The sequence below is a fragment of the Streptomyces albospinus genome, from assembly GCF_014648695.1.
Classification (GTDB): domain Bacteria; phylum Actinomycetota; class Actinomycetes; order Streptomycetales; family Streptomycetaceae; genus Streptomyces; species Streptomyces albospinus.
Genome location: NZ_BMRP01000002.1, coordinates 445,159 through 463,956 on the forward strand (window position 1 = coordinate 445,159; position 18,798 = coordinate 463,956).

Here is an 18,798-nt window from a genome sequence, read left to right on the forward strand (position 1 = left end):
ATAAACAGGTCATGCGGCCCTTCACGACCCCAGTTGCAGGCCGTCCGCCGCTGCCTCGACCATGCCCATGCCCAGCCTGCTGATCCGTACGGCGAAAGGCTGCTCGGCGATGGTGAGGCCGGTGAACTGCATCGCGCCGAGCGGGGCGGTGCCGAGCGGGCGGACGGCCACCGTTCCCGAGGGGACATCGGGGCGCAGGCCGGCCAGGGCGACGAGTGTCTGGACCGCCCCGGCCGCCGCGACGGAGGCGGGGCGGCAGGCCGCCGGGTGCGGCACGGGAGCGCCGTCGGCGGTGCGCTGCTCCCCCGCGTACATCTCCGGGAGGCGGTGGCCGAAGCGCTCCGCGGCGTCGAGAACGCCCCGTGTCAGGGCGCCGGCCGCGGCTTCGTGGCCGGCTGCGGCCAGTCCGGCGGCGGCGATGGCCGTCTCCTGGACGCGGACGGCTCCGCTGCGGTGGCCGAACGGGTTGTAGCCGGTCTCCCTGGCGCCGAGTCCGCGCAGGCCCCATCCGGAGTCCATGGCCGGGCTGCGGAGCAGTCGGGCCAGCTGGTCGGTCTGGGTCGCGTCCAGGAGGCCGGGGGCCAGGGCGCCGCCGCCGAGCAGGCCCGTGTCGAGGAGATGGGCGGCGGTGGAGCCCAGGTGCGGCACCGGCCTGCCGTCGCCGGTGAGCAGGGCGGGACGGCCGCCGGCGCGGTCCTCCACCCAGAAGTCGGTCCGGAAGCGGGTACGCAGGTCGGCTGCCCAGTCGCGGAGTGCGGCGGCGCCTGCGGCGCCGCAGGCATCGAGGAGGTCGGCGCCGAGGAGCGCGGCGCGGTGGGCGTGGGCCTGCGTCTCGCAGCGGTAGGGGCCGTCGGGCGCCGGGTCGGGGAGGTAGCCACCGCGGCCACCGCCCGGTGGGTCGGTGGCCGTACGCAGCCACTGGAGGCAGCGTTCGGCGGCGGGCAGCAGCCGTTCGGTCTCCTGATCGGGCAGGCCCCAGCGGCGGGCCTCCGCGAGGACCGCCGGGAAGAGGAGCGTGGCTTCGATGCCCGTGCAGCTCGGTGGAGCGTGGGGCCCGGCGTCCCGCAGGGCGCCGGGAATTCGGCCGAAATCCGTTCCCGGGGTGGCTTGTTGAGTACGGGCGAGGGTGCGCAGGGTGCTCGCGGTGAGCCGGGTGCCGAGGGGGAGCAGCATCCGGGCGGTCCAGAGGGCCTCGGCCGGGGCGAGACCGCAGCGCCAGGGGAATCCCCCGGCTACACAGACGTCCGTGGGCATGGCCGGGTCGCGCATCAGCAGGCCGTGCAGATCGTCGAGGCTGCTCGCCATGAGGGCGTCGGCGCGATGGTCGTCACACTCCAGGCGGGCGGCCGACCAGGGGTGCGGCGGCCGGTCGCCGCGCATTCGGGGGCCGGAGGGGCCTTGGCGCGGGCCGGGAATACGGGGCCGGCCGGGCCGCCCGTGGGCGGCCGGGTGGGCGCCGCCCCGGGGGCTGCCTGTGTTGTATTCGAGGCGGGCGTGCAGTTCGACGGTGCGCCGGCCGCCCGGTGGCAGCTCCAGGTCCCAGCGCAGCAGGCCCGCCGAGGCCAGGGCGTCCTGGGGCGTGGGCGTCGCGGAGACCACGGCGTGCGCGCCGGGCCCGGACCAGCGGAGTCCGGAGCCGTGGACCGCGGCGCGGAGTTCGGCGCCGGGGAAGCCGACGGCGACGGCTCCGAGCTCTGCGAGGTCGGTGCCGAGCCGGATTTCGAGCGGCAGCCGGACGGGCCGGCCGGCGCTGCTGTGGAAGGTGATCCGTTCGATGCCGTCGGCGGAACGCAGCCGCTCCATCCGGATCTCCGGATCCGGCCCGCGCTCGCCCGTTCTGCGGACCACACCGATGAACTGGGCGCGGTCCGCGGCGACCAACCGGCCCTGGACGACGAGCGGTTCGCCGCCCGCGGCTCGTACCTCACAGCGGGAGAGGATCCGCCGGCCGTCCCGGTAGTAGCCCTCCAGGCCCTCGCCGGTGAGCTGCCCCGAGGGGGGCGATACGGCGAGGGACGGCAGGGCCACACAGATCAGCGAGGAGTGGACGGGCTGTGGTTGGGGCGGCCGGGGCGGCGTGGTGCGCCGTTCTCCGGCGGGCTGGTGGGTCGGCTGGGTGGTGGGGACGATCCCTGGCACGCTCTGCGCTCCCTGGTGAGGTCGGGGCTCCGTACGGCCTGCGCCATACAGGTGAACGGTCCGGCCGGCGCCCAGGTCACGCCGACCGGACCGCGACCGCTCGGTCAACGCCGGCTCCGGTCACCGTCCCGGCCGGTCCGGCGCTTGCCGGCGGCACCGGTCACACGAGTGCCGGGGCCGGTGCCGCCGCGTGGCCCCTTGGGGCGTTCGGCGGATCCGGGGCGCGGCGGTCGGGCCCGCTTCGCGGGCCGGCGTGGTTCCTGCGCAACGGCCTCCGGCCCGTCGGCGGCGGCGCTCTCCGCCTCCTTCCGCTGCTCGCGCAGGCAGCGGCGCAGCGGCTCGGGATCCAGGCCCTCGTTGATGGCGCGGTGCAGCATCTGGGCGAAGACATAGCCGGGGTCAACGGTGAGAGCACGGCTGAGGGCGACGCGCGCGGACGGTCCGTCGGCGGTGGACCAGCAGACCCAGCCGGCGAGGGTCAGCGGCGCCGCCGCGTGCTCGACGTAGCCGCCGGCGCAGCGGCGGGCGAGGGCGCGCCAGAGCCGGAGGGCCGGGGCGGCCTCGGGGCCGTCCATCCATTCCGCGGCCCGATCGCGGGTGACGCGGTCCTGGAGGCCGAGGATGAGGTCGGCGGCTTCGCGGTCGGTGATCAGGGCGTCGTCGCAGGCGTCCCTGGCGCGGTTGCTGCCGGTGGGGGTGTCCTGGCGGAAGCGGCGGATCATCGCGCGCGCCAGATCGAGGGTGTCGCGCCCGACCGCCGGCGCGCCGTCCGGCCGGAGCATCCGGGGCATGAGCGCCGCCGCCGCAGCGTCCAGGGCCCTCTCCTGGTCGGCGGCGCGCGGTCCGGTGCGCGGTGCCAGCCTGGCCTCCATCTCCTTGAGCGAGCCGCGTACCTGCATTCCCGCATAGGCGGCGGCTGCGGCGATCACGGACGTACCGGGCAGGAACAGGGGTGTCCCCTCGGCGGGGCAGCAGCGGAAGTCGGGGCAACAGTAGGACCAGAAGCGGCCGTTGGAGATGCACAGGGCTTCGAGGACCGGGACGTCCTGCGCGCCGCAGGCGGTGCGGAGGCGCTGGGCGAGGGGGCGGAGGCGGTCCTTGACGTCCTTGCCGCTCTCGCCGTGGGACGGTTCCCGGCAGAGGAAGACGAGGATGCCCACGGGCCGGGTGCCGCGGTCCCGGGCGCCGGTGATGAGGCAGTCGGCGAGCTGGTCGCAGACGTCGGGCCATTGAGTGGTGTCCGTCGGGATGCCGAGCCTGAGCCGTCCGCCGAAGCGGGCGCGCTCACCGTGCAGCGCGACCATCACGATGCTGTCGTCCGGATAGAAGCCCATGAGATACGGCAGTGCGTCGGCGAGCTCGGCGGGGCCGCGCAAGGTGACCGGGGATTCGGTGGTCTCGTCATCGGCGGCGGCTGATGCGGACGGATGGGAGTCGGCTGAGTCGAAAGCCGTACGGGAGGCAGCGGAGTCGGCCGGCGCGTGGGCGTTGCAGGAGAGGGAGGGGGCGGACGGGTCGGGGGCGATGAAGGGGGGCACGGGGGTGGAAGCGGCGGTGGGGTCGGCGGATTGCGTGGGGGCGGCGGAGGCGGGTGGGCCGGGCGGAGCGCCGGGGGCCGGTGGCTCGGGCGGGCCCGTGGGGGTCTCGGAGGGCTGGCTCGCGGAGGCGGGCGCGGGGTTGTCGGTGCCGGGCTTGCGCGGTTCGCTGTGCGGATTCATGGCTCGAAGATCGCGCAGGCAGCCGCCGCTCCGCGACCCCTGTGGATAACTCGCGGGTGAGGTGGTTGTCCACAGCTTCGGGCCGGGGTTCGCGCGTTGTCGGTGCCATCGGGTTGCATGGGGGCATGAGCAACGAAGATCTGCGTGCCGCAGCCGATGCCGTCCTGAGCCGACTCGTCGGGGATCCCGAGGGCGACGCCCGGCTGCGCGAGGATCAGTGGCGGGCGATCGAGGCGCTGGTCGCCGACCACCGCCGCGCCCTGGTCGTGCAGCGCACGGGCTGGGGGAAGTCCGCAGTCTATTTCGTCGCGACGGCGCTGCTCCGCGAGCGGGGCAGCGGTCCGACCGTGATCGTCTCCCCGTTGCTCGCGCTGATGCGTAATCAGGTCGAGGCGGCGGCACGGGCCGGTATTCGCGCACGCACGATCAACTCCGCCAACACCGAGGAGTGGGACACCGTCCAGGCCGAGGTGGCGGCCGGTGAGGTGGATGTGCTGCTGGTGAGCCCGGAGCGGCTCAACAACCCGGATTTCCGCGATCAGGTGCTGCCCAAGCTCGCGGCGGCCACCGGCCTCCTGGTGGTGGACGAGGCGCACTGCATCTCCGACTGGGGCCATGACTTCCGGCCGGACTACCGGCGGCTGCGCACGATGCTCGCCGACCTCCCGCCCGGTGTGCCCGTGCTCGCCACGACGGCCACCGCCAACGCCAGGGTGACGGCCGACGTCGCCGAGCAGCTGGGGACGGGCGAGGGCACCGGCGAGGCGCTGGTGCTGCGCGGCACGCTCGACCGGGAGAGCCTGAGCCTGGGCGTGCTGCCGCTGCCGGACGCGGCGCACCGGCTCGCCTGGCTCGCGGACCATCTGCACGAGCTGCCGGGCTCCGGGATCATCTACACGCTCACGGTCGCCGCCGCGGAGGAGGTCACGGCGTTCCTGCGCCACCGGGGGCACACGGTCTCCTCGTACACCGGCAAGACGGAGAACGCCGACCGCCAGCAGGCCGAGGACGATCTGCTGGCCAACAGGGTCAAGGCGCTGGTGGCGACCTCGGCTCTGGGGATGGGCTTCGACAAGCCCGACCTGGGGTTCGTGGTGCACCTGGGCTCGCCGTCGTCGCCCATCGCGTACTACCAGCAGGTGGGCCGCGCCGGGCGCGGGGTCGAGCACGCCGAGGTGCTGCTGCTGCCCGGCCGGGAGGACGAGGCGATCTGGAAGTACTTCGCGTCGCTGGCGTTCCCCCCGGAGGAGCAGGTGCGCCGGACGCTGGACGTCCTGGCGGCGGCCGGCCGGCCGGTGTCGCTGCCGGCGCTGGAGCCGCAGGTCGAACTGCGCCGCTCCCGGCTGGAGATCATGCTCAAGGTGCTCGACGTGGACGGTGCCGTCCAGCGCGTCAAGGGCGGCTGGACGTCGACGGGGCGGCCGTGGTCGTACGACGCCGAGCGCTATGCATGGGTGGCGCGGCAGCGGGAGACCGAGCAGCAGGCGATGCGGGAGTACGCGTCGACGACCGGTTGCCGGATGGAGTTTCTGCGGCGGCAGCTGGACGACGAGGCGGCGGCCCCGTGCGGCCGGTGCGACAACTGCGCGGGAGCGCGGTTCGGCACCGAGGTGTCCGCCGCGTCGCTCGACGCGGCGCGCGGCGAACTGGGGCGCCCGGGGGTGGAGGTGGAGCCGCGGCGGATGTGGCCCACGGGTCTGCCGGCCGTCGGCATCGACCTCAAGGGCCGTATCCCGGCCGGTGAACTGGCCGCCACCGGCCGGGCGTTGGGGCGGCTTTCGGACATCGGGTGGGGCAACCGGCTGCGGCCGATGCTCGCACCGCAGGCCCCGGACGGTCCGGTGCCCGACGATGTGTCGGCCGCGGTGGTCACGGTCCTCGCCGACTGGGCCAAGGGCCCCGGGGGCTGGGCCTCGGGCGCGGCGGACGCACCGGCCCGCCCGGTGGGTGTCGTCTGCCTCGGTTCGCGCAGCCGCCCGCAGCTGATCCGGTCGCTGGCCGAGCGGATCGCCTCGGTGGGCCGGATGCCGTTCCTGGGCACCGTGGGGTCGGTGGACGACGGTCCGGACGGCAGGATTCCGCGCAGCAACAGCGCCCAGCGGCTGCGGGCGCTGCACAGCTCGCTGAGTGTGCCGCCGGAGCTCGCCCGGGCGCTGGCGTCGGCCGGCGGCCCGGTGCTCCTGGTGGACGACTATGCGGACACCGGCTGGACGCTCGCGGTGGCCGCCCGGCTGCTGCGCAGGGCCGGGGCCGAGGGCGTGTTTCCACTGGTCCTGGCCGTGCAGGGCTAGCGCGGACGAGCCGTGCGGCCGGTCGGTGATCGGGCAGGGGTCATCGGCGCCGTACGGGTCGGGGCCGGGAGAGAAGGGAGGGAGGCGGCGGGCATCAGAGACACGTGCGGCGGGCAGGGATACCGGCAGCGGACCGGATGATTCCGGCCGTGCGGGGGAATTGCTCGTTGCCGCATGCCTGTACGAACCGCGAGAATTGAAGTCGCTTCCCGTATCCGGCCGTTCGCGGTCCGGAAGAGCCCTGCCGCGCTGCGCTCGCGCGCCGGGCCGCCACCCGAAACGCGGACGCATCGACGAAGGGAGGACGATGACCTTCGGATTCGCCCAGCCCCCGTATGTGTCCCGGCCCCCGTCCACCGATTCCGCCGCCCCGCTGGGGCGGATGCTGGAGCCCGCGGAGTGGGCCTCGGCCGGAATTCCGCTGCTGCGCAATCCTCGTGAGGTCGTCGCCGGTCTGTACGCACGGCACCTCCCGGGGCTGTCCACGGTCATTGTGGCGGTGCTCGACCCGCAGGAGCGGGTGATCGCCAGTGCGTCGTTCACCCAGCGCCCGGTGGCTCCCGACGGCTGGGAGTTCCGCAATGCGCTGCTGACGCAGCTGCGCCGGATCGTCCCGCACGACCTGCGGCTGCGCGTCCCGGTGCGGACCGCGGTGCTGCTCTACTGCCGTGCGGGCGAGCCTCGTTGGACGGAGGCGGACGGTGCGTGGATGTGGGGGCTGCGCGACGCCTGCACCCTGCACGGGCTCCGTTGCGGGGCCTACATCACGCTCACGGGGGACCGCTGGCAGGTGCTGGGCGAGGGGCGGGGCGGGCGACGTCCGCGGGCGTCCGCTGCGGAGAAGTCCCGGGGCGGAGCGGACAGGGCGCGGACGGGGGCGCGGGACGGTACGGCGGGCTCGATCACCGGCGCAGATGGGGCGGGATTGCGCCATACCGAGGCGGAATCACCGCGTGGCGAGCCGGGGCCGGAGCCTGCGGAAGCACCTTGTGCGGAGCCGCGGCGTACGACATCGCCCGGTACGGCGGCAGCCCGTACGGAATCGCTCGGCACGGCGGCACCGTATACGGATGCGCCTCCCGGGTCTGTCACGCCGCCGGTGGAGGCGCCGGGCACGCCGGAGGCGCTGCCCGCCGCCCAGCCTCGGCCGCCCGGCCCGGCCGCCGCACCCCCACAGCGCATCACCCCTCAGGCGCGCACCGTGCCGCCGCCCGAGCAGCCGCGCAGCGGTGGCCGCGGGGCGCCGCGGCGGGCCGGAGGTGGCGCGGCCGAGGCGCACCGGCACACCGCGGCGCGCTGACCGGTGCGGTCCAGCCGCCGCCGGAACGCGGCTCCCGACCGCGGGCCACGTCCGGGCAGGCGAACGAGCCCGACCGGCCACTGGGGCCGGCGGGCTGCGTCGGGCCAGCGGCGGGTCAGGCGTTCGCGCCGAGAGCGGTGTTGATCCGCTGCGGGTCGCCGCAGACGATCAGCAGCGTTCCGGCACGGGCCATCGCGTCGGGCAGTGCCCGCGCGGCGGTCTCGTCCGTACCACCGTTGACGGCCACGACCACCACGGGTCGCCCGGTGGCGCGTTCGGCAGAGGCGTCCGCGTAGAACACATCGTCCGCGGCGTCGTGTTGGGCCCAGTAGGACGCCTCACCGAAGGACAGTTCGTGGACCGCCCACGGGTGGCTGTCGCCGGTGGTCAGCACCAGGATCTCGCCCGGCGCGCGCCCGGAGTCCAGGAGCAGGTCGACGGCCTCGTCTGCGGCGTCGACGGCGCCCCCGGCGGGCGCCGGGATCAGCTGGAGCTGGGTTCCCGTGGCGGTGTCGGTCTTGGCTACGGGGGGCTGCGGCGAGCCGGTGCGCTGCGCCGGCGGAACGGCGACAGGCACACGCGACGGGGCAGCGGGTCCGGGCTTGCCCGGACGGGCACTGGACGCGGGCGCGCCACGCGGCGGGGCGGGGCGGGGACCGGGACCAGGGACAGGACGGGGGGTCGGCGCGGTACGGCCGGCGGCCGGAACAGCGCGGGGACCCGGGACACTCTCGTGAATCTGAGGCTCCTCGGGGATGAGAGGCATAAAAGGATGTCTATCAAACGTAGGTGCGGGACACGTCAGTGGGTACCGAATTCATGCCCGCACCGCTCAGAAGTCGAAGCCGAGTTGGCCACCGGCCTCCAGAGCGGCTGCTTCGGGGGTGATGCGCACCTTCTTGAGATGCCGCCACCGGGGCAGGGCGTCCATGTAGGACCACGACACTCGGTGGTGCGGCGTGGGACCGTACTCCTCCAGGGCGATGCGATGGGTCGGCGATGGGTAGCCGGCGTTGGCCGCGAAGTCGAAGTCGGCGTATTCCAGGCCCAGTTCGGCCATCAACGCGTCCCGCCGCACCTTGGCGATCACGGACGCGGCGGCGACCGCGATACAGGACTGGTCGCCCTTGATGACCGTGCGGACCCGCCATGGCGCGCCCAGGTAGTCGTGCTTGCCGTCGAGGATGATCGCATCCGGCCGGACCGGCAGCGCCCCCAGGGCGCGTACGGCGGCGAGCCGCAGCGCCGCGGTCATTCCCAGGGCGTCGATCTCCTCCGGTGAGGAGTGCCCCAGGGCGTACGCGGTGACCCAGTCGGCGAGCACCGCGCTGAGTTCGGTGCGGCGCTTGTGGGTCAGCAGTTTGGAATCGGTGAGTCCATCCGGCGGCCGGCGCAGTCCGGTGATGGCTGCACAGACGCTGACCGGGCCGGCCCAGGCTCCGCGCCCGACCTCGTCGACCCCTGCGACGATCTTGGCCCCCGTCTTGGCGCGCAGTGATCGCTCGACGGTATGGGTGGGAGGCTCGTACGGCATGGCGCCAGCCAGGTTACGCCTATTCGGCCCAGCCGTCCGCATCGGATCCCGACCTGGTGGCGGTCGGTTTCGGCGGAGATGCGGGCGGGACGGCTCCGCGCACTTACCGGCGGGTATGCACAGGGGGTGCGGACGGAGCGGCGCAGGCGCCGGACCGGGCGCGGGCAGGCACCCGCGCAGGCGTGAAGTCGCCCTTCCACGGGGCCTGTTGGCGGCGTGGGAGAGCGTGGGCGGATGGGCGTCGATCATGTCGCGGGCGGGTGGTGCGGGCGTGCCGGGACGCCGTCCCGCGAGTGGGCGCGGTCAGGCGGCGGAGCCGGGCGCCCAGGACGGGAGGGGCTCGGTGCCGTCGCACCATGCCTGGGGCGGGGCGCCGCCGGGGGATGCCGCGATGATGCCGCCGACGATGGCGCAGGTGGTGTCCACATCGCCGCCGGCCCGGACGGTGGTCCAGAACGCCTTCTCGTAGTCGCCCAGGTTCCGTGCTGCGGCCCAGAGGGTGAACGGCACGGTGTCATGGGCACTGGTGCGGCGACCGCAGCCCAGGACGGCGGCGACGGTGCCGGAGTCGGCGTAGTCGAGCATGTCGCGGGCCCGGCGCAGGCCGGCTTGTACGGCGCTGCGCGGGATCAGCGCGAGCACGCCGTCGAGCAGTTCCCCGGGGCCGAGGGCGCGCGCCGGGTCGGCGACCAGGGCTGCCGCGGCGGCCACGGCCATCGCGCCGACGACGGCCTCACGGTGCTGGTGGGTGATGTAGGCGGAGATCTCCGCCTGGTGGGTGGCCTGCTCCGGGTCGTCGGCGTACCAGGCACCGAGGGGGGCGATGCGCATGGCGGCACCGTTGCCCCAGGAGCCATGGCCGCTGAAGAGACCCGACGCCAGCTCGCGCCAGTCCTCGCCCTCGCGGATCAGCCGGAGCATGCGGTCGACTGCCCGGCCGTAGTTGCGGTCGACGTCGTGGTGGTCGGCGAAGGAGCGGGCCAGCGCGTCCTGGTCGATGCGGTGGTGGGTGGCGAGTACGGCCAGGACGGAGCAGGCCATCTCGGTGTCGTCGGTCCACCGCCAGGGGGCGGGGGGCAGCTCGCGGCGCTTGAGGGAGGGGTAGTGGGCGGGGACGAAGAACTGTGATCCGAGGGCATCACCCACGGCGAGTCCGCGCAGGCTCGCCAGAGCCCGCGCCCAGCGGTCGGCGTCACGACGGTCGGCGGTCATCGCTGTGCACTCTAACCGGTGACGCCATAAGGCTCCGGTTCACACCAGCGGTCGAAGGGGCGATCGAGGGAGTAGCGGCCTTCCAGGCCGAGGAACAGGGTGCGGAATTCCGCGTTGCCCGGATTGGACAGCGACTCGAACTCCGCGACCGTCCAGTGGAACCAGCGCATGCAGAAAAGGCGCATGGTGAGCCCGTGCGTGACGATCAGGACGTTCGGTGGATGGCAGGGGTCCTCGAAGCTGCGCCAGAGGCTTTCCAGGAACGCCCCGACCCGGTCGTAGACGTCCGCGCCGGACTCGCCTTGGGCGAAGCGGTAGAAGAAGTGCCCGTAGGCGTCGCGGTATGCCTTCTGGAGGCGTACGTCGTCCCGGTCCTGCCAGTTTCCCCAGTCCTGCTCGCGCAGCCGGGGCTCCTCGCGGACCCGGACCGTAGCGGGGTCCAGGCCGAGGAGCCGGAAGGTCTGGTGGGTGCGGCGGTACGGCGACACATAGGCGGAGACCCGTTCGTGGCCGAACATCTCGCGCAGCTGCACGCCGGCTTCCTCGGCCTGCCGCATACCGGTCTCGGTCAGGGAGAGTGCGTGGTCGGGCTCGCGCTCGTAGATGGTGTCGTCGACGTTGCCCTCGGACTCTCCGTGGCGGATGAGGACAATACGTCGGGGCCGGGCCATGCCGACAGCCTAAATCGGCTGCCCTGTACATGCCGCATCCGGTCGCCCGGCCGGGCTCTCGCCTCCTGCACCGCCTTGATCGCACGACGTTCCTCTCTGCTCGTGCCGTGTGCTCCGTACATCTGTGGCCCTTCCGGGCAACTTCGATGGACCTTCCGGTTCCTGTCCTTCCGGCTTCTCGTCCTTCCGGCTTCTCGTCCTTCCGGCTTCTCGTCCTTGCGCCTCTTCGGCTTTTCGCCTCTCCGCCCTGCTGTCTCTCCGTCTTGCTGCCTGACTGCCCTCTGACGCTGCTGTCTGCCGTTGCGGACAGCCCGGCACCGGTGGCTTCCGGCGCGGGCCGGTCAGCAGGGGACGAGGGCCGGGCGGCCGTCGCGTATCTCGTACGGGCGGCCGGCGAAGCGCCGGCGCAGCAGGCGGTCATGGGAAACGACGACCAGGGCGCCGGGCCATGTGGTGAGGGCTTCCTCCAGTTCTTCGACCAGGGCGAGGGCCAGGTGGTTGGTCGGCTCGTCGAGGAGCAGCAGATCCGCCGGGCGGGCCAGTAGCCGGGCCAGGGCCAGGCGGCGGTGCTGGCCGGCGGAGAGGGCCCCTACCGGCACCTGGAGATCGCGCTCCCGGAACAGGCCGTAGGAGAGGAGAAGGGCGGTCAGCTCTTCGGCGTCGCCCGTCAGGCCCCTGCCGAAGGCGGTCAGCAGCGGCTCGGCGGGGCGGGAGACCGGTATCTCCTGGGCGAGGAATCCGATGCGTCCCCGGCGGACAACCGTGCCGCTGTCCGGTTCGGTGACGCCCGCGAGGACGCGCAGCAACGTGGTCTTGCCCGCGCCGTTGGCGCCGTGGACCAGGAGCCGCTCGCCGGCCCCCACGGTGAGCGAGTCCACCGCGAGCCGGTCGCCGACCCGTACGCCGTCGAGGCGGACGAGGGTGCCCTCGGCCCCGCCGACGCCGGGCGCCGCGCGGAAGCGGAGCGGCTCGGGAGGTCTGGGGACCGGCTCCGCACGGAGTCGGCGCAATCGCTCCTGGGCGTTGCGGACCCTGCTGGAGACGGACGACTGGACACGCCCTCTGTCCCGGTCGTAGGCCATTTTGTTGTTGTCCTTCATGAGCCTCCCCTGGGCGATGCCGTGTGCCGTGCCCGCCGCGTACTCGGTGAGCCGGTCGATCTCGTCGCACCACTGGGCGTGGTCCTGCTCCCAGCGGCGGCGGGCGGCGGCTTTGGTGGCGACGAAGGTGCCATAGCCCTCGCCGTAGCGGACGAGGTCACGGCGGTCGGCGTCGACCTCGACGATCGCGGTGGCGATGCGCTGGAGGAAGAGCCGGTCGTGGGAGACGGCCAGGACCGTGCCGCGGTGGGCGAGCAGGGCGTCTTCCAGCCAGTCGAGGGCGGTCGCGTCGAGGTGGTTGGTCGGTTCGTCGAGGAGCATGACCTCCGGTGATGCGGCGATGAGGCAGGCGAGGCCCAGCCGGGCCTGCTCCCCTCCGGAGAGGCTGCCGAGCCGCCGGTCGTGGTCCAGCGCCTCCAAGCCCAGGCCGTGCAGCGCCTTGGCGACGCGGGCGTCGGCTTCGTAGCCGCCGCGCAGCTCGAAGAGGGTGAGCAGATCGCCGTACTCGTCGAGCCGGTCGGCCCCGGCACTGCCCAGGCCGGACTCCAGGGAGCGCAGCTGCCGTTCGATGTCTCCGAGCTCTGCCAGGGCCGCGTCGATCGCGTCCCGGACGGTGCAGTCCGGCGGGAGATCGGGGGTCTGGCCGAGATAGCCGATACCGCCGTCGGCGCTGAGCACGGCGCGGCCTTCGTCGGGCCGCTCGATGCCCGCGATGATGCGGAGCAGCGTGGACTTGCCGGCCCCGTTCTCCCCCACGATTCCGACGCGGTCACCGGGCCGTATCGACAGCGAGACACCCTCGAGCAGCAGCCGGTCGGCATAGGACTTGCTGACGTCGTGCAACGAGATCTGAGTGGGCAAGCAAACCTCCAGGTGATGCCGCGGCGCTCCGGGCACCCCCCGAAGCAGCAAATGCAACCAATGTTGCGTTACGATGATGGTGACACAGGAAGCCCACTAACGCAACAGGAGTTGCAGTTGTCTGGCGAGGACGAGAAGAAGCAGGCCGGTGCGGAGCCCGGCAGCGGTAGGCCCGCGACCGCGCCCACCCCTGGCACCCGGCGCCCCGGCGGACGCACCGCCCGCACCCGGGCCGCCGTCCGCGACGCCGTGCTGACCGGCCTCACCGAACACGGTTATCCCGGGCTGACCGTCGAATACGTCGCCGAGCACTCCGGCGTGCACAAGACGACGCTCTACCGCCGCTGGGGCGATGTCGAGGGACTGCTGGCCGACGCCCTGGACCTGGCGGGCGAGGACACCTGGACCCCGCCCGACACCGGCTCCCTGGAGGGCGACTTGCGGGCGCTCGCACAGGAGGTCGTCACCTCGTTCGCCGACCCCGCGGCGGCTGCGTCGGGATCCGCGATCATCGCAGCAGCGTTCCAGTCGGAACGGGCTGCCACAGCGCTGCGCGCCTACTACACCGAGCGGTTCGCGCGCTGCGAAGCCATCGTGGAGCGCGCCCTCCACCGCGGGGAGTTGACCGCAGCGGAAGCCTTGGCGGGCTCTTCCCGGGGGCCTGCCATCGACGCCGGGGCACTGGTCCGGTCCGTCTCCGCGCCGCTGTTCTTCCGGCTGTTCATCAGTCGGGAGCCGGTCGACGCCGCACTCGCCGACCAGGCCGCGGCGGCAACCCTGGCCGCCGCCCGCGCGGGCGTCTTCACCGTGGAACGGCCGGCCGCGGCGACCCCGGACGACGGCTCCCGCGGCACCGCCCCCTGACCGCACCGGCCGCGCCGTTCAGCGCCGCCGCGCTCAGCGCGGCGCTGGGCTCACACCGTCCAGGACGGTTCGAGCTGCACCACATCGCCCGCGATCGCGCGTACGTCCGCGGCTATCTGGGCCCGCAGAGCCAGCCGTTCCACCCGCTCCGGCCGGTATTTCCCCCGCTCGGCCGCGGACTGCCACATCGACAGGACCAGGAATTCCTCGCCGGGGGCCCGGCCGACCATCCCCCGCAGCATGCCCGGGGAACCGGCCATCGCCGGGTTCCAGACCTTCTCCTGCATGAGGACGAAGTGGTCCACCCGGTCCTGGCGCACCTGGCAGTGCGCCAGCCGCAGCACATCCGCGTCCCCGAACGCCGGCCGGAATCCGACCTTCACGTCGAATTCATGCTCGAACAGCCGCACTTGGCTGTCCTTGAAGGTGCCGACCTGGGATGCGGCCAGCCGGTCGTGGGAGCGCGCCATGAAGGAGTCGTAGAACGCCCGGCTCTCCCAGAAGGCGACCAGATGCGCCACTCCCGGACGCCTGCGGCTCCACCCCCCGGCCTGCCCTCGGAACCCTGGCTCACCCAGCAGCCCCGCCCACTTCCGCTGCCCCCGCTCGAACCCTCGACGGTCCACGACGGTGAGGCGAATCCACTTGACCAGCACCGCGCCATGGTACGGCCCATGGGCACCCTGAATATCTGCGCGTCACTCCAGGGCCACCCCGAACTCCCTTACGGTCGCGGATCAATGGGGGGCAGCACGCCCAGCCGCCGCTCTCCCTCCTCCGCGGCGTCCAGGCACAGGACCTCCCAGCAGGAGCGCCGGATCAGCTGCACGCCATACGGGAGCCCGTTCACCACCCCCGTGGGCACCGCCACCGCGGGCACGCCGACGAAACTCGTCGCCGTGCACATCCGCAGCGCGGTCCGCACCCGCCGGTGACTCTCCGCGTCGCGCGACTCATCCCCCGGCAGGAACGACGGATCGGTGAACACCGGCACCAGGACCAGCGGATACGCATCCAGGAACACGGCCCGGTCCCACTGGATACCGAGCCGCTCACCGGTCAGCCGCAGATACTCGGGGAGCTCCACGGGGCCGCGTGCCGCCGGGCGCTCGCAGCTTCGCCATCGGGGGCGCGTCGCGATGCGCCACGAGGTCACGGAAGCGCCCGGCGCCGAGGGTCGTCGGCGCACCCTCGATGGCGGTGCTGTCCTTGAGGTGAACGGCGCACCGGCCAGCGGGCCCGGGTCGGCGCCGGCGACACGTCGGCGGTCGGCCTCCGCCACCTCGGCCCGCGCCCGCTCGGCGAGCGGTTGCGTGACCGCGTTGGCGGCCGGACTCACGGCTGGATTGACCTCGGCGATCCGCGTCAGATGACTCTCGACCAGTTCCGCGGCCGTCACGTCACCTTCGCGTACTGCCGCCGCCTGCGCGCGGGCCAGCGGCTCCCACAGCGCATCCCCCATGACCCCAGACCTCACCATGGAGATGACCTCGCCCTTCCGATTGCGTCGCCCCTATTGAGCCCGACACCCGAGGACCGTTCCGATGCGATTGCATCGATTCAACGGCATCGTAACCTTGCAACCGATACGTACGCATCGAATACATCGGGGAGCGCGGCATGCCCAGACAGGTGGACCACGAGAGCCGACGGCGGCAGATCGCCGAGGCGGTGTGCCAACTGGCCGATGAGAGCGGCCTGGAGGGCGTGACGCTCCGGGACGTGGCGGCCAGGGCGGAGGTGTCCATGGGGGCGGTCCAGCGGTGCTTCCGCACCAAGGAGGAGATGCTGGTCTTCGCACTCACCCACGTCGGTGAGCGGATCACCGCACGGGTGACGGCGCGACTCGCCGGATCGCCCGCCCAGTCGGCCCGTACGGCGCTGGGGCACGCCTCGACCGAGGTCGCACTTCTTCAGCAGGAGCAGCGCACCGAGGCGCGGGTCTGGCTGGCCTTTGTCGCGCAGGCCGCCGTCAGCCCGGCACTGTCCGGAATTCTTCGTACCAACTATGCCGCCCTCCAGGGACTGTTCACCCGGCTGATCAGCGAGGCCACCGCAGCCACCGACCCGGAGTACGCCGCGCGCACCCTCCTCGCCCTCGCCGACGGCCTCACCACCCATGTCCTGATCGGCCACCTCTCCCCTGACGAGGCGCTGGCCGTTCTCGACTGCCACCTCGGCCGCCTCTGGGACGAGCCGACGGGATGAACAGGCGGAACGAACAGGCGGAACGAACGGCTGAGACGAGCGAGGGGGATGAACTGGGGGATGGCCCCGGCGGGATCAATCGGTGGGATGAGTTGAGCTGACGGATCGAGGTGAGTGAGCGGTCCAGGGAGCCAGTTGGCGGGATGCGCGGCGGTGAATTCCAACCCGGGCAAGATGATCGTGTCGATTGATCGCCCAGCGGTCGGCCGTCTCCCCGTCGGCTGTATTCCCAAAGATCCCGTCGCGCGAATCCCGGTCGATCGGTCGGCGCTTTCAAGCCAGCGGCACCGTTCGCAAGGGGTTTTCCACAGGGGGAGTTCATCTCGTCCGCCGGACGCCATTGCGTGGCACCCTGGTCAAACAAGGGGAAATCCTGGGGAGTTGCCCGCATGCAGGCGGGCGAGCTGCGCCACGGGAGCTGACGGAAGGGGAGCCCGGTGAGCACGCTCAACAAAGGCATCGACAAAGTCGAGGTATCGCTCGGGTGGGACCCCAGCCCCATCGGAGAGCCGGACAATGACCTCGACATCATCGCGGCGACGTATCCGGCGGACGCGCCGCACGGCGAGCCGGCATATCTGGTGCACTTCGACAGCCGGTCGCCCGACGGAACCATCACCCTCAACCGGGACAGCCGGACCGGCCAGGGATTCGGCGCCGACGAGGTCCTGACGCTGGAACTGAACCGGTTGTCCGAAAGCTACTCCCGCGTCGTGGTGGGCGTCCTCATCCAGCAGACCGACGGCCGGAAGGTCTTCGGCGAGGTGGAGAACACCGTGGTGGTGGTGCGCGAGGGGTACCACATGCTGGCCGAGAACGATTTCGCCGAAGTCGCGGAGTCCACCGCGGCGGCCGTCGCCGGATTCTCCCGGGATGCGGCGGGCGAATGGCGGTTCCACCCCGTGATGCGCGGGTTCGACGCCGATCCGGACACGTTTGCCGGGCTCATGGGCGGCTGATCGGTGGCTGACGGGCGCAATGGATAGCGGAATGCGCCCGTGCGGAGGGGAATCGGCGACCGGCCGCTTCCCCTCCGCGTCCCTCGGCTGCCCTCGTCGTCCACCCAGCGCCTCACGCCCCTTTCTCCGCGCCCCCTTGCCGCTTACGGCGGCGGTGCGCAGCCACCCGGTCCCGGGAGGCGCAGGTGAGCGAGCAGTAGCGGCGCGCGCTCCCGGGGCCGGTGCCCGAATAGAGGGTTGTGCAGCCGGCCGCGGCACATTCACCCCAGGGCACACGGCCGTATTCGGTCAGAACCTGGGCCAGCGCCAAGGCACTTGAGGCCAGGAACCAGTCGGCCCAGCTCGCGTCATCACCCCGGCCCACGTGGAGGTGCCAGGGGTGCCCGCCATGGCGGGAGAGGTGCGGACGGGCGCCGCATTCGGCAAGCAGCGCGTTGATGGCGAGCGCGACCCGGTCGACATCGCTCTCCGCGAGGAGGCACGCGACGCGGGCCACTGCGCCACGCAGGGCATCGGCGTCGTCCTGCGAGAACGCCTCGTCGGTGAGGTCGTACGGCCGGTTCTTCTACCTCGGGTCGCTGGGCGGCTTCGCCGCGGCCATAGCCGCGCCGGCGCTGCTCGTGGGGCGCGCCCCCGTCCCCGTGACCCTGGCCGCAGCCCTCGTCGGCGGCAGCTGCGGCCCGGTGGTCTCCGGCGGATTGTCGGGGCTGATCGCCCTCCTGGTACCGGCGGGCGTATCACGCGACCGCGCCTACGCGCTGGATGCGGCGGTCTACAACGCCGCATCGGTGGCCGGACCCGCGGCTGTCAGCGTCATCGCCGGGCTGGCCGCGCCGGGTCCCGCGATGGCGCTGCTCGCCGGAGCGGCAGCCGCTGCAGCGGCACTGGTCACCGGGCTCCCCTACAGACACACGCAGCCCGGCACTCGTCCCGTAGGAGCGTCCTCCGCGCCGGACGCGCCCGCCTCGCCGACGACACTGCGGTCCGATCTGGCGGCGGGCTTCGCGACCGTACGGCACATCCGGGAGCTGCGGGCGATCACCGGGGCCACCTCCCTGGCGTTCGTCGGAATCGGCGGGCTGACCACCACCACTGTGCTGCTCGCCGCCTGTCGGGGCGGCCCGGGGAGCGGCGGCGTCCTCATGACCGCGTTCGCCATCGGGGCACTCGCCGGCTCCCTGGCCCTGGCCCGCTGGGAGCCGCGCATTCCGGTCCAACACCAGGCCACCGCCGCCCTGTTGGGCACCGGGCTGGCGCTGGGTGCCGCGGCCCTGATCCCCGCGCCGGCGGCCATCGTGGCGCTGTTCGTCCTCGCGGGGCTGTACGACGGCCCACTGTTGGCCGCGACGCTGCGGATCCGGGCGGATCACGCCCCGGCAGGCGTACGGGCCCAAGTCTTCACCCTGGGGGCGGGCCTGAAGATCACAGCAGCGGCGTGCGGGGCGGCTCTCGTCGGACTGGCCGCCTCACTGCCACCGCCCGCGCTGCTGCCGGCCATCGCCGCCCTTCAGCTCGCCGCCGCACTGCTCCACGCTCGCGGCCGGTCAGCCACCGGCCGCACCCCTGGCGCGACAGAACGGCTCCCGGAAACCCGCCCCCGCGCGACCCGATAGCCGTCCCCTGCGGAAGTCCGCCCCTCTGCGGAAGTGCTCCGGCGCAAGCGGAGGAGAGCCTCTCGCGGTGGCACAACGGCCGGGTTCGGTCACCCCTGCTCGCCACATCAGCCCCATCGCCCCCATCAGCCCCAACGGCCCTATCGGCCCCATCACCTCATCGGGAGCGCCAAGGACTGCCGGGTCCGCAGGAAGGAAGCCCGCACGAACGGAGTCCGCACGGAGAGAATCCACGGGAAGGAAGCCCAGAGGAACGGGGTTCACGGAGAGAGGAAGGGAGTTCACGGATACGGGTTTCACGGACACACACCGAAGTTCGCGGACGAAT

The 18,798-nt window shown here is 72.9% G+C and carries 14 protein-coding genes and 2 pseudogenes; 6 read left to right on the top strand and 10 right to left on the bottom strand.

The window, feature by feature from the left end:
• Positions 1-21: 21 nt before the first annotated feature.
• Both IEZ17_RS05275 and IEZ17_RS05280 read right to left on the bottom strand, forming a co-directional pair.
• Entirely contained in the window at positions 22-2,028 is a 2,007-nt protein-coding gene (locus IEZ17_RS05275) for a glycogen debranching N-terminal domain-containing protein (RefSeq protein ID WP_189297026.1), read from the bottom strand.
• 215 nt (positions 2,029-2,243) lie between these two features.
• Positions 2,244-3,857, bottom strand: a complete 1,614-nt coding sequence (locus IEZ17_RS05280) for a DUF4192 domain-containing protein (protein ID WP_189296836.1) — start codon at positions 3,855-3,857, stop codon at positions 2,244-2,246.
• 125 nt (positions 3,858-3,982) lie between these two features.
• Between IEZ17_RS05280 and IEZ17_RS05285 the strand changes: the two genes are divergently transcribed.
• Positions 3,983-6,148 carry a RecQ family ATP-dependent DNA helicase gene (locus IEZ17_RS05285; RefSeq protein WP_189296838.1) on the top strand — a complete coding sequence of 722 codons (2,166 nt, stop codon included), beginning with the start codon at positions 3,983-3,985 and terminating at the stop codon, positions 6,146-6,148.
• A 307-nt stretch (positions 6,149-6,455) separates the two neighbouring features.
• Positions 6,456-7,049 (top strand): annotated as a pseudogene (locus tag IEZ17_RS42045) (hypothetical protein); the annotation flags it as partial.
• A 514-nt stretch (positions 7,050-7,563) separates the two neighbouring features.
• Here the strand turns inward: IEZ17_RS42045 and IEZ17_RS05295 are convergent.
• From IEZ17_RS05295 to IEZ17_RS05315, 5 genes are all read right to left on the bottom strand, one after another.
• On the bottom strand, positions 7,564-8,214 hold the full coding sequence (locus IEZ17_RS05295) for a hypothetical protein (RefSeq protein ID WP_189296842.1): 651 nt from the start codon (positions 8,212-8,214) through the stop codon (positions 7,564-7,566).
• Between the two features lie 66 nt (positions 8,215-8,280).
• On the bottom strand, positions 8,281-8,982 hold the full coding sequence (rnhB, locus tag IEZ17_RS05300) for a ribonuclease HII (RefSeq protein WP_189296844.1): 702 nt from the start codon (positions 8,980-8,982) through the stop codon (positions 8,281-8,283).
• A gap of 303 nt (positions 8,983-9,285) precedes the next feature.
• Positions 9,286-10,194 carry an ADP-ribosylglycohydrolase family protein gene (locus IEZ17_RS05305; RefSeq protein ID WP_189296846.1) on the bottom strand — a complete coding sequence of 303 codons (909 nt, stop codon included), beginning with the start codon at positions 10,192-10,194 and terminating at the stop codon, positions 9,286-9,288.
• A gap of 11 nt (positions 10,195-10,205) precedes the next feature.
• Positions 10,206-10,865 carry a histidine phosphatase family protein gene (locus IEZ17_RS05310; RefSeq protein ID WP_189296848.1) on the bottom strand — a complete coding sequence of 220 codons (660 nt, stop codon included), beginning with the start codon at positions 10,863-10,865 and terminating at the stop codon, positions 10,206-10,208.
• 341 nt (positions 10,866-11,206) lie between these two features.
• The gene (locus IEZ17_RS05315; RefSeq protein ID WP_189296850.1) at positions 11,207-12,826 is read right to left on the bottom strand and encodes an ABC-F family ATP-binding cassette domain-containing protein; all 1,620 of its coding nucleotides are present in this window, start codon (positions 12,824-12,826) and stop codon (positions 11,207-11,209) included.
• A 117-nt stretch (positions 12,827-12,943) separates the two neighbouring features.
• Here IEZ17_RS05315 and IEZ17_RS05320 point away from each other — a divergent pair, with 117 nt between their 5' ends.
• Positions 12,944-13,690, top strand: a complete 747-nt coding sequence (locus IEZ17_RS05320; protein ID WP_229851889.1) for a TetR/AcrR family transcriptional regulator C-terminal ligand-binding domain-containing protein — start codon at positions 12,944-12,946, stop codon at positions 13,688-13,690.
• Positions 13,691-13,740: 50 nt separating this feature from the next.
• On the opposite strand, the gene IEZ17_RS05325 is transcribed toward IEZ17_RS05320, so the two are convergent.
• Positions 13,741-14,346, bottom strand: a complete 606-nt coding sequence (locus IEZ17_RS05325) for a YdbC family protein (RefSeq protein ID WP_189296854.1) — start codon at positions 14,344-14,346, stop codon at positions 13,741-13,743.
• Between the two features lie 68 nt (positions 14,347-14,414).
• Positions 14,415-15,152, bottom strand: coding sequence for an amidase (locus tag IEZ17_RS05330; RefSeq protein WP_444544822.1), 738 nt, complete (start codon positions 15,150-15,152; stop codon positions 14,415-14,417).
• 158 nt (positions 15,153-15,310) lie between these two features.
• On the opposite strand from IEZ17_RS05330, the gene IEZ17_RS05335 reads away from it, so the two are divergent.
• Together IEZ17_RS05335 and IEZ17_RS05340 are read left to right on the top strand one after the other, a co-directional pair.
• Entirely contained in the window at positions 15,311-15,898 is a 588-nt protein-coding gene (locus IEZ17_RS05335) for a TetR/AcrR family transcriptional regulator (RefSeq protein ID WP_189296856.1), read from the top strand.
• Positions 15,899-16,335: 437 nt separating this feature from the next.
• Entirely contained in the window at positions 16,336-16,857 is a 522-nt protein-coding gene (locus tag IEZ17_RS05340; RefSeq protein ID WP_189296858.1) for a TerD family protein, read from the top strand.
• Positions 16,858-16,969: 112 nt separating this feature from the next.
• Here IEZ17_RS05340 and IEZ17_RS05345 read toward each other — a convergent pair.
• Positions 16,970-17,413 (bottom strand): annotated as a pseudogene (locus IEZ17_RS05345) (CGNR zinc finger domain-containing protein); the annotation flags it as partial.
• Between IEZ17_RS05345 and IEZ17_RS05350 the strand changes: the two are divergent.
• Positions 17,400-18,470, top strand: a complete 1,071-nt coding sequence (locus IEZ17_RS05350; RefSeq protein WP_189296860.1) for an MFS transporter — start codon at positions 17,400-17,402, stop codon at positions 18,468-18,470. The pseudogene IEZ17_RS05345 and the gene IEZ17_RS05350 sit on opposite strands and share 14 nt — an antisense overlap.
• The last annotated feature ends 328 nt before the right edge of the window (positions 18,471-18,798 follow it).